The organism is Pseudovibrio sp. SCP20 (genome assembly GCF_057774105.1).
In genome coordinates, this window is the sequence record NZ_JBYMDH010000001.1 from 614627 (window position 1) to 626674 (window position 12048).

Here is a 12048-nt window from a genome sequence, read left to right on the forward strand (position 1 = left end):
ATTGTGAGGAAAACGACCAATGCCTTGCTCTGGGAAATGAAAAAATGAGAATCTTGATTATTGAAGATGATCGGGAAGCAGCAGATTATCTGCTCAAAGCACTGAAAGAAGCAGGGCACTCACCTGATCACGCAGACAATGGCGAAGATGGACTTGAGTTGGCAATCTCCAATACATGGGATGTGCTCGTCGTCGACCGCATGCTGCCAAAACGCGATGGCCTGTCCATCATCGAAACACTTCGCGCCTCTGGTGATGAAACCCCGGTTTTGATCCTCTCAGCACTGTCACAGGTAGACGACCGCGTCACCGGACTGCGTGCCGGAGGGGACGATTACCTTCCAAAACCCTACGCTTTTTCTGAGCTGCTCGCCCGTGTTGAAGTGCTGAGCCGCCGCAAAGCTGGTCCACAGGTGGAAACCAAATTGCAGGTCTCCGATCTGGTGCTGGACCGTCTCGCGCACTCTGTGACCCGCGCAGGGCAAGAGATCGTGTTGCAACCTCGCGAGTTCCGTCTGCTCGAATACCTTATGAAGCATGCCGGACAAGTGGTGACCCGCACCATGCTGCTCGAAAACGTTTGGGATTACCATTTTGATCCGCAGACCAATGTAATTGACGTTCACATCTCCAGACTGCGGTCCAAGATCGACAAAGGCTTCGACTTCCCGTTGCTTCATACTGTTCGTGGTGCAGGATATTCCATCCGTGACAGCTCTAACTAGGATCCTCTCAACCACAGCCTTCAAGCTGGCGGCCATTTATCTGACGTCGTTCACGGCGCTCTCTGTGTTCCTGTTCATCTTTATCTCGCAGAACACAGATGATCTGATGAATAAGCAGGTCGTGCAAACAGTTGATGCTGAGATTCAGGGCCTTGCTGAGCAATACGCGCAAAACGGAATCAATGGTCTCGTGGTTGGCGTTGAGCGTCGTGTCAGAAGCCCCAACTCCAATCTTTACCTCATTCTGGATTACTCTGGGAATGTCATCACCGGAAACATCGCCTACCTGCCTGAAAAAGTACTGTCGGAGTCCGACGGCAGAATTCAGTTTGTCAGCTATACGCCACTTGGCCTTCCTGAAACGGATGAAAACAAAGCCAAGGCAATCGTGCGCATCTTTGAGTTGCCGGGTAACTTCAAGCTTTTGGTTGGGCGGGATCTTGAGGATCAGGTCCACCTAAAAAGTCTGCTCGGAGACGCTTTGACCCTCTGGCTCGTCGGGATGGTGGTGCTGGCTGGTATCACGTGGTTCTTCCTCAACCGCCGTATCCTGAAGCGTATCGACAACCTGTCCATGAGCTCCCGTCAGATCATGGAGGGTGACCTCGCTGGTCGTCTGGATGTGACGGGCAATGGCGATGAGTTCGACCGTCTGGCAAGCAACCTCAATGTGATGCTGGACCGCATTGAAGAGCTCATGAAGGGCCTGAAAGAAGTTTCCGATAACATCGCCCATGACCTCAAAACCCCTCTCACACGCATGCGTGGCCGCGTTGAGGCTGCCTTGCGTCGCGACCTCAACGCAAAAGAGGGGCGCGAGTGTCTCGAGGATACACTTGTTGAGACTGACGAGCTGATCAACACCTTCAACGCCCTTTTGCGTATCGCTCGTGTTGAAGCTGGGTCTACTGGTGCCCAACTGGAACCATTGCAGCTGAACACCATCGTCAATGATGTCTGTGAGCTGTATGAGCCTGTTGCTGAAGATGATGGTGTTACCTTTTCTGTTTCAACAGAAGCTGAGCCAACCATCGAAGGTGACCGCGAGCTTTTAGCTCAGGCTTTGGCCAACCTGATTGAAAATGCCCTCAAATACGGTCGTCCAACCGAAGAGAATGTTAAACCCGCAATCAAAGTCGTACTGTCTGCAAACGATGAGCAAGCTATACTCAGCGTGGAAGACAACGGTGCAGGGATCGCAGAAGCTGATCGCGAGCGGGTGTGTAATCGGTTCGTCCGGCTCGACAGCTCTCGTCATGCACTGGGATCTGGACTTGGATTGTCACTTATCAAGGCGGTGGTAACTCTCCATCATGGAGAATTGCAGTTAACATCGGCTGGTTCAGTAGACGATTCTGGAAGTGATGAGCAATCAGGCCTGTGCGCCCGGATTGTTCTGCCTCTGACAAAGGGGCAAAGAGGTGAGGGAGAGGGCAACGAAGCATGGGACAAGGCTCAGAAGAAGAACGCCACCAGCTAAAAAGCAGCATTCTGAAGCGCGAACACAGAGAAGGTGCACTGGCCCCTCTATTTGAGCGCTTAGAACGTCAGCCCATTTGCGCAGATGATGATCTGGGCAACCGGCATCTGAAAGATTTGATTGAGAAGCTGGAACGCAAGGATCTCATTTCTGAGTTTGAGCAGCTCTGTCAGGGAACTCCGCATCTGCGCAGTTTTATCAAGGGCTTCATGGTCAATGCGCCTTTCCTGCGCGAAACCATGCTGCGAGATGTGCAGCGCTTCCTGCGCATACTCAATACGCCACCGGAAGAAACCATCGCCATCCTCCTGCAGGATTGCTTGAACGCAAGACCTGAGAGCGAAGCTGAGCTTATGCAGTCCTTGCGGCTGGCTAAGCAGGAACTGGCTCTGACTGTGGCACTCGCCGATATCGCAGGCGCCTGGCCGCTGGAAAATGTCACCGGCGCTCTCACCAAGTTCGCAGATGCATCCCTCACAGCCTGCTTGCGCTTCTGCCTGCGGGAGCTGGAAACGCGCGGAAAGTTCATCCCGGTCGACCACGAAGAGCCGGAAAAAGACGCTGGCTACTTCATCCTTGCTATGGGCAAGCACGGTGCCGGGGAGCTGAACTACTCCTCTGACATCGACCTGATCGTTTTGTATGACCCAGAGCGCAGTCGCTTAATCGGTGGAGCAGAAGCCCCTGTCGAATTCGTGCGCATCACCCGCCGCATCGTAAAGCTCATGAATGAGCGCACTGGCGATGGTTATGTCTTCCGCACCGATCTCCGCCTGCGTCCCGATCCGGGTGCCACACCGCTGGCGATTTCTGTCCCAGCTGCACTGGTCTATTACGAAAGCCTCGGTCAAAACTGGGAACGCGCAGCGCTCATCAAAGCACGGCCATGTGCGGGTGATATTGATGCTGGTGAAATCTTCCTTGAAGAAATCCGCCCATTCGTCTGGCGCAAATATCTGGACTATGCGGCTATTTCAGACGTGCATTCCATCAAACGCCAAATCCACGCCCACAAAGGGTTCAGCAAGATCACCGTCGCCGGTCACAACGTGAAACTGGGCCGTGGTGGTATCCGCGAGGTCGAGTTCTTCGCCCAGACCCAGCAGCTCATTGCAGGTGGTCGAAACCCACAGCTCCGGGATCGCCGTACGCTCATCACGCTAGAGCGTTTGGCCGATTGTGGCTGGATTGATCAGTCTGCAGCTGAAGATATGGAAGCGGCCTATCGATATCTGCGCGAAGTTGAGCACCGCATTCAGATGATCAACGACGAGCAAACCCATATCTTGCCGAAAGATGATGAGGCTCTGGCACGCGTCTATCATCTTATGGGTATACGTGGCCGCTCAGAGTTCGCAGATGAGATACGCGGTAAGTTCGAGCTGGTACAGAAGCATTATTCAGGTCTGTTTGAGCATGAGCCTGATCTCGCACTCAACCTCGGCAATCTGGTCTTTACTGGAGATGACGAAGACCCGAACACCCTTGAAACGCTGATGCAACTGGGCTTCCAGCGTCCGGTCGATGCAATCCGGACTATTCGTCAATGGCACTACGGCAGATATCCGGCAGTGCGAGCGCCAAAGGCTCGGGAACGCTTGACTGAGTTCACGCCCATCCTGCTGGATGCGTTGGCACGTACAGAGAATGCAGATCAGGCCTTGCTCACGTTTGATGCCTTCCTTTCTAAGCTGCCCATGGGTGTGCAGCTCTTTGGTTTGCTCAAGTCCAATCCGCATCTGTTCAACCTGCTCACCATGGTCATGGGCAACGCACCCCGCATGGCGGAGATCGTCTCCAAACGCGTCCACGTTCTGGACGCACTTCTGGATCCGGCCTTCTTTGGAGGGGCGCCAACGGCTGAACAGATTGAAAGCGCATTGGCCGTTACACTTGATCAGGCTGGCTACTATGAAGAGGCACTGGATCGTGCCCGTATATTCGTGCAGGAGCAGCAGTTCCTGCTCGGTCTGCGTCTGATTACAGGCACAATCACAGCTGCAGAATTGGGGCAGGGGCTGTCAACACTCGCAGATGCAGTTTTGTGTCAGCTGCTGCCACGTGTCCAACAAGAACTGGAAGAGGCACACGGCAAAATTCCGGGTGCAGAACTGGCTCTGGTCGCTATGGGTAAGCTGGGCGGTCAGGAGATCACCTGCGCATCTGATCTCGACCTGATCCTGCTCTACGACTTCCCTGAGGATGTGGTGCAAAGCGATGGCAAACGCCCACTGGCACCAAGCCAATACTACAGCCGCCTTACACAGCGACTCGTATCCGCTCTGACGGCACCAACGGCAGAAGGCGTCCTCTATGAGGTTGACTTCCGCTTGCGCCCATCAGGCAACTCAGGGCCGCTTGCAACGCGTTTTGTGTCCTTCAAGGACTATCAGTCCAACGATGCCTGGACGTGGGAACACATGGCGCTCACACGCGCACGTGTGATCATCAGCTCCAGCCTTGAGTTTGCGATGCAGATCGACTGTGCTGTTTCTCAACTGTTGCAAGAGAAGCGAGATCTGAAAAAGTTGGCTACCGATGTTTGTGATATGCGTGCGCGGATCCAAAAGGAAAAGCCTGCCAAGAGCCCTTGGCAGATTAAAGGCATTCCAGGTGGTCTTATTGACATTGAGTTCATTGCCCAGTTCCTGCAGCTGGCTCATGGTGTAGACCATCCAGAGATCCTTCAGACGCGAACAGAAGATGCTCTGCTTAAAGCGCGCGACTTTGGAGTGCTTCATGAAGAAGATGCCGACACGCTCATTCCAGCACTGCGCAACTATGAGGATCTGACACAAATCCTCAAGTTGGCGCAGACAGGTCACTTCGACCCCAAAACAGCGCCGGGCGGATTGCTTGATCTTCTGGTGAATGCGGGAGGCGAACCGGACTTCGAACGCCTGACGATCTACATGCAGGAGCAACAGATCATGGTCCGCAGAACTTTCGAACACCTGATCGGTAAAGTCGAAGAAGCTGAAAAGACGAGCTGAACCTCAGAAACTAAGCAACAAAAAAGGCCGCTTCATGAGCGGCCTTTTCTTTGATCTGTAGAATGAACTCTTAAGCTGCGTTCAGTTTGCTGATGCCGGAGAGGCGGCCCTTATCACGGCCCTTGGCTTTCAGTGGCAACTTGATGGTGACCTCAGTGCCTTTGCCAACCTCTGAGTCGATTTCCATGTACCCGCCATGCAGCTCGCTGAGAGAGCGGGCGATTGCGAGGCCAAGTCCAGAACCCTTGTGGGTCTTGGTGAACTGGTTCTCAACCTGAACAAATGGCTTGGCGAGGCGATCGATATCCTTCTTCGCAATGCCGATACCGTTGTCAGTGATTTTGAGTTCAGCGAATGCGCCTACTTTGCGGGCAGAGACGCGAACCTCGCCGTTCTCAGGCGTAAACTTCACAGAGTTCGCAAGCAGGTTGAGGAGGATCTGCTTCACAGCGCGGCGATCAGCCTGTAGGTGCATGTGCGGCAGGTTCTCGCTCACAACCTTGATGTTCTTCTCAGCAGCGGTTGCAGAAATGATCCGTGCTGCATCCTGAACAATCTGCTGGATCTGAACATCTTCAACGGAAAGCTCAATCCGGCCTGCTTCAATCTTAGACATATCCAAAATGTCATTGATCACGTTCAGCAGGTAGTTACCGGAGGAGTGAATGTCTTTGCAGTATTCCTTGTACTTATCAGAGCCCAGATCACCGAACATACCCTGATCCATAATCTCGGAAAAGCCGATGATCGCGTTCAAAGGCGTGCGCAGCTCATGGGAGATGTTTGCAAGGAACTCAGATTTCGCCTGGTTTGCATCTTCCGCGCGGGTCTTCTCGTCTGCATACTTCTCGGTCAGTTCCACAAGCTGCTGAGCCTGAAGTTCAAGCTTCTGACGAGACTGGCGCAGGTCCGCAATCGTCGCCATGTGACCGCGCTCGGACTCAAGCAGTTTTTCTTCCTTGCGTTTCAGCTCGGTAATGTCGGTTCCAACGGAAACAAAGCCACCGTCTTTGGTGCGGCGCTCAGAAACCTGAAGCCAGCGACCGCCTTCCATTTCCACCTTGTAGGAGCTCTCCATATCACTGTCGATGTGGTCGCCTTCCTCAGGCTCGGAAATGATTGGCTGGCTCGCAGAGGACATCACAGTTGCATAAGGCGTGCCTGCCTGAACAACATGATCTGGCAGTTGGTGCAGCTTGCGATAGTTGGAGTTGCACATCACCAGATGATTGTCCGCATCCCACAGAACAAAAGCCTCAGAGATGTTTTCAATCGCATCACGCAGACGCAGATCAGCGGTACGGCTCTGTTCAGCGAGCATCTTCTGCTCGGTCACATCCATGCAAATGCCGATCAGATGTGGTTCATTGGTCCCTGCATCGGTCTGGACTTCAGCACGAACACGCAACCAGACCCAGGAGCCATCGATGTGGCGCATACGCCATTGGCGGTCCACATTGCTCTTACCTGTGTCCAGTAGGCTCTTGGCAAGGTCATAGAGATCCACATCGTCAGGATGCGTCAGAGACTGGATCTCAGCAAAGCCCATGATGTCATTTCGAGGATCCATGCCCAGCATCTCATAGAGCGAGGCGGACCAGAACACACGGCCACGGGAAAGATCCCAGTCGAATAGACCACAACGACCACGGTTCAGCGCAGCATCTATACGGGATCGGGTGGCGGCATAAATGCCATCAGCCTGTTGTGCACGGGTCGCCTGTGCAAAGTAGGCATAGATAATCACCAGCAGCACCATGGAGGTGGCCACAAAGATCGTTACATTGGCTGAAAGCTCTGCGCGCCAGGAAGAGAAAATCGCGTCTTCCGGCTGCATGATCGCAACCATACCAAGCTTGTTCGGCAGATGATGGACAGTCGCGCGGGTGGCGTCCTTGGTGCCTTCGTTGATTGTCAAAACACCGGCGCGCTTGCCGAAGAAGGTCATCGGCTGAGTGTCACCAAGGAAACTGGTGATCTTCAGACCTTCCATGTCCGGACGGGTAGGGGCGCTGGCAACAATGGTGCCGTTCGGATCTGTCAAAAGAATTTGTCGGCTCTGACTGGTGGCCCGAGGGGGCAGGGCTTCAGAAAGGGCACGCTGTAAAGCAGAGGTAAGGCCGACGCTGCCTTTCTCTTGTTCGGAAACGTCAATGCTGGCGGTCAGGGCTGTAGCAATAAGGGTGAGATCGTCCTGAGCCTTCTGACTCACGCTCTCATAATTGTATGCAATCTCAAGTCCGCGGAAAATGGCGGTACAGGCAATAAACACGATACAGAGCGCTGGAATAATTCTGCGCATCATCGGTTCAGTTGTCAGGAGACGTTGGTAGGCCGGTTGGGCAAGCAACTTGATATGCCCGGTCAGAGCATCTTTTTTGCCAGTCCGTTTGGTCGAATTCAAGAGTCGTCGAGCGGTCGCGCCCCCCGCAAAGGCTCGTGCCATGAATGCCCCCATGTGTCAGATTCCGCCGCAAATAATCCGGGTTGCAATTCACCCGAATCACATTCATTTGAATCTATCCGAATCAACTTGTCCAGAGTCTCGACACAAAAAAATGGTTAACGGCAGCACTTTTTGCTGCCGTTAATTTTCATAGGGCTCTCAGAGACTTCGAGAGATGCAAAGTAGACTGTTTTAGTCTAGGCAAAGCTCAACTATTTCTTTCACATCAGTAGAGAGTTGCTGGTCTGTTGCAAGAATTCGCTTCAATGCGGCTTCTGCTTTTACTCTGCGTTCTGCATTCATATTCTTCCACGTGCCAAAGCTTTTGGCCATTCTGGAAGCAACCTGAGGGTTAGTCTTATCCAATTGCAACGTGATTTCAGCAAGATAGTCATATCCTGAACCATCCGCTGCGTGGAAACCTCTGGTATTACCACCCAGGAAGCCACCAATAAGCGCGTAGATGCGGTTTGGATTATCCCAAGAAAATGCAGGGTGTTCGGTAAGAGTACGTATCGCCGCAATCGCGTCTTCGCTTGGCGCACGAGCAGCTATAGACAGCCATTTATCCATTGCCAGCGCAGTGTCTTTGTGGCGTGCTTCAAATGCCTTCAACGCGTCCTGAGCCCCGGCAAGCTGCCAGATGACGAGAACAGTCAACGCACCCATGCGGTCTGTCATGTTATCTGCGTTGTCGAAATGAGCTTTCGTCAGTACCGCACTTTCCTCAGTCTGCGCTGCTCCAAGATAAGACAGGCAACGCAGCTTCAGGGCACGCTTACCAGCAGAGAGGGCATCCGGGCTGAATGTGGCAGGCATCTCCATTGCATCGTAGATGCGTTTGAAGGTGTCGTAGAGCGTCACACCAATCTCCGTGGAGAAGGCATCACGTGCTTTACCAATCGCGTCAGTATCGACTTCTTTGCCAATTTCTAGCGCAATATCCTGCTCACTTGGCAGCATCAGGCCAAAGCCACGGAAGGCGTAATCGAGGTTTTCATCCTCAGCCATGTGGCCCAGGGCTTCAATGAAGGCATCTTTGCCCACTGGCTCTTCACCGTTAGTCAGCTCAATCAGCAGCTCTGTCATCAGCGTCTGAGTAGCCTGCCAGCGGTTGAATGGATCAATGTCGTGACGCATCAGGAAGATCTGATCTTCGCGGGAAAGGGTGCTTTCCAGCTTCACAGGCGCTGAAAACTCACGCAGCAATGATGGAACAGGCTTGCTGCCGATGCCATGGAAAACAACGGTTTGCTTGTCTTCCGTCAGGTGCAACAGATCACCATCAATGTGCGCACCTTCAACACTGGTGTAAGCAAGGTCATCACCGTTTGGCCCAACAAGACCAAAACGGATCGGAATGAAGTATGGTTTCTTCTCATCCTGACCCGGAGTAGCTGCGGTGTTCTGTTCCAAATCCAGAGTAAAGGTCTTTGCAGCTTCATCATAAGAGCCGCTGGCCTTCACAAATGGGGTGCCGGACTGGTGATACCACAGGCTGAAGTGAGACAGATCCAGCTGGTTTGCATCTTCAAAGCACTTGAGGAAGTCTTCGATGGTGGACGCATCCCCATCATGGCGCTCGAAGTAAAGATCCATACCTTTCCGGAAGCCATCCGCACCAAGAATAGTCTTGATCATACGAACCAATTCAGCGCCCTTGTCATAAACGGTCGCTGTGTAGAAGTTGTTGATCTCTTTATACTCTGTCGGGCGAACAGGGTGTGAAAGAGGGCCCTGATCTTCTGGGAACTGACGGGATTTCAAGCGGATCACATCAGCAATACGCTTCACCGGACGAGAGCGCTCATCAGAAGAAAACTCCTGATCACGGAAAACAGTCAGACCTTCTTTCAGGCACAGCTGGAACCATTCACGGCAGGTGATGCGATTGCCGGTCCAGTTATGGAAGTACTCGTGCGCAACAACAGTTTCGATGCCTTCGTAATCCACGTCGGTCGCAGTGTCGCTGTCCGCCAGAATGTACTTGTCGTTGAAGATATTGAGGCCCTTGTTCTCCATCGCGCCCATGTTGAACGCAGAAACGGCTACGATGTTGAACACATCCAGATCGTACTCGCGGCCAAACACCTTCTCGTCCCAGCGCATGGAGCGGATCAGGCTGTCCATAGACCAGTCCGTGCGATCCTCATTGCCTTTCTCAACATAGATGTTCAGATCAACAGGCGTGCCGGATGCTGTCGTGTACTTTTCTGAAGTACAGGCCAGATCACCTGCGACCAGAGCAAACAGATAGGCTGGCTTTGGATGCGGATCATGCCAAACAGCAAAGTGACGATCTGTCCCTTCAATATCTCCAGCGTCCTGCGGATTGCCGTTACCCAACAGAATTGGGTTGGTCGCCTTGTCAGCTTCAATGCGTGTGGTGAACACGGAAAGAACGTCTGGGCGATCATAGTAATAGGTGATCCGGCGGAAGCCTTCGGCCTCACACTGGGTGCAGTAGATGCCCTGAGAAAGATAAAGACCTTCCAGCTTGGTGTTCGTTGTTGGATTGACCTTGGTCACCACTTCCAGCTTGAAGGTGTTTGCTGGAGGGGCGTGAACCACTAGCTTCGCCGGAGAAGCTTCATAAGTCTCCTCTGCCAGAACCGCTCCGTCAATCGCGACAGAAACAAGTGTGAGATCATCACCATCCAGCTCAAGTGGTGCGCCGACCTTAGTGCCTTCGCGTCTGGAAAGGGTCAGTGTGGAGATAACTTCAGTCGCTTCTGGCTGAAGCTTGAAGACCAGAGAAACATTCTCAATGACGTAGGGTGTCTCTTTGTAGTCTTCCAGTTTGATGAGCTGAGCAGTCTCAGATCGCATGCCTGTTCTCCCAAGAAGTGTTGAAGCAGCTTCTTCGCCTCTTGGCGCAGCGCTTCCAAATTTTTATGTAGATCGGCGGTACCTTTGAAAACGGTTCCGGTCAAATGCAGGAAATGAAAACCACATCACTTTTGCACCCAAAAATCAAATAGGCAAGCAAGTGGAAGGACTGGAACGAGTTCATGACAGATCCTCGTAAGCACTATTCCAAAAAAACAGGTAGCACTGTGCTCCAGAAACAGATCTGCACAAAAAGACTGAGGTTGCTTCCGTGACAGCTCCCCTGGAAAACATAAGAGTATTGGAACTGGCGCGCATCTTGGCAGGCCCATGGATAGGGCAGACGCTCTCTGATCTGGGCGCAGATGTCATCAAGGTGGAAAGCCCGCGCGGCGACGATACCCGCACATGGGGCCCTCCGTTTATTGAAGAAGAGGGTGGCACGAAGAGCGCAGCCTACTTCCACGCTTGCAACCGCGGTAAACGCTCCATCACGGCAGACTTCTCCAAATCAGAAGATCTTGAGCTGATTTATGATCTGGTGCGCCAGAGCGATGTGCTGATCGAAAACTTCAAGGTCGGAGGCCTCGCCAAATATGGTCTCGATTATGCCAGCCTGAAAAAGATCAACCCGAAACTGATCTATTGCTCTGTGACTGGCTTTGGTCAGGATGGTCCCTATGCTCATCGTGCAGGATATGACTTCATGATCCAGGGCATGGGCGGCATTATGGATCTGACTGGTTCAAAAGGCGGCGAGCCTCAAAAAGTTGGCGTGGCTTTTGCCGATATCTTCACCGGTCTTTATGGCGTCATCGGCATTCAGGCCGCCTTGCGCCGCCGGGACCTGACCGGAGAAGGCGAATGGATCGACATGGCTCTGCTGGATGCGCAGGTCGGTGTTTTGGCAAATCAGGCCATGAACTTCTTGAGCAGTGGTAACATCCCGACGCGCATGGGCAATGCCCATCCAAACATCGTTCCTTATCAGGTTTTTGAAGTGAAGGATGGTCACCTTATCGTGGCTGTCGGCAACGACTCTCAGTTTGCTAATTTCTGTAAGATTCTCGGAGACCCTGCTCTGGCGGAGGATGAGCGTTACGCCACAAACCCGTCTCGCGTAAAGCATCGTGAAGAATTAACAGAAAAGCTTCAGGCACTGGTGCTGACCTTCAACCGAGATGATCTCCTGTCTAAAATGGAAGAACGCGGCGTTCCGGCTGGCCCGATTAATACAGTTGCTGATGTTTTACAGGATCAGCAAATTGAACACCGCCAGATGAAGGTCAATTTACCAACATCATCTAAGGATCAGGGCGAGCAAATCTATGTGCGCACACCAATTCAGTTTACTAATTCTAAGCTGAAACTGGAGAAGGGCGCACCAGCTCTCGATGAGCATAGAAATGAGATATTGAGAGAATTAGGCAAAGAAGCAGTAGAATAAAGACTAGCTACACCATGTGTAGGAAGGCAGTTTGACCCTCGGTCCGGGGAGTGGTTTAACGGGCTGACATTCCTCACACAGGTGGGTCACGGTTTGAAGCTTTGGAATAGGATCAGGCGTAAGGCAAT

6 protein-coding genes are annotated in these 12048 nt (G+C 52.7%); 4 read left to right on the plus strand and 2 right to left on the minus strand.

What is annotated here, in order from left to right:
- The first annotated feature begins 44 nt into the window (after positions 1–44).
- The 3 genes from AC3CB2_RS02885 to AC3CB2_RS02895 are packed head-to-tail and all read left to right on the plus strand — an operon-like array spanning position 45 to position 5198.
- Positions 45–725: a response regulator transcription factor gene (locus AC3CB2_RS02885; protein ID WP_050773914.1), complete on the plus strand. Its 681-nt coding sequence runs from the start codon at positions 45–47 to the stop codon at positions 723–725.
- Positions 709–2205, plus strand: coding sequence for a sensor histidine kinase (locus tag AC3CB2_RS02890; RefSeq protein ID WP_352930993.1), 1497 nt, complete (start codon positions 709–711; stop codon positions 2203–2205). The genes AC3CB2_RS02885 and AC3CB2_RS02890 overlap by 17 nt, the downstream gene beginning before the upstream one ends.
- Entirely contained in the window at positions 2169–5198 is a 3030-nt protein-coding gene (locus AC3CB2_RS02895) for a bifunctional [glutamine synthetase] adenylyltransferase/[glutamine synthetase]-adenylyl-L-tyrosine phosphorylase (protein ID WP_352930992.1), read from the plus strand. Before AC3CB2_RS02890 ends, AC3CB2_RS02895 begins: the two co-directional genes overlap by 37 nt.
- A gap of 70 nt (positions 5199–5268) precedes the next feature.
- Here AC3CB2_RS02895 and AC3CB2_RS02900 read toward each other — a convergent pair whose 3' ends face one another.
- Both AC3CB2_RS02900 and pepN read right to left on the minus strand, forming a co-directional pair.
- On the minus strand, positions 5269–7644 hold the full coding sequence (locus AC3CB2_RS02900; RefSeq protein WP_352930990.1) for a PAS domain-containing sensor histidine kinase: 2376 nt from the start codon (positions 7642–7644) through the stop codon (positions 5269–5271).
- A gap of 192 nt (positions 7645–7836) precedes the next feature.
- Positions 7837–10473: an aminopeptidase N gene (gene pepN, locus AC3CB2_RS02905; protein ID WP_352930988.1), complete on the minus strand. Its 2637-nt coding sequence runs from the start codon at positions 10471–10473 to the stop codon at positions 7837–7839.
- Positions 10474–10744: 271 nt separating this feature from the next.
- On the opposite strand from pepN, the gene AC3CB2_RS02910 reads away from it, so the two are divergent.
- Positions 10745–11920, plus strand: a complete 1176-nt coding sequence (locus AC3CB2_RS02910) for a CaiB/BaiF CoA transferase family protein (protein ID WP_352930986.1) — start codon at positions 10745–10747, stop codon at positions 11918–11920.
- Positions 11921–12048 lie beyond the last annotated feature (128 nt).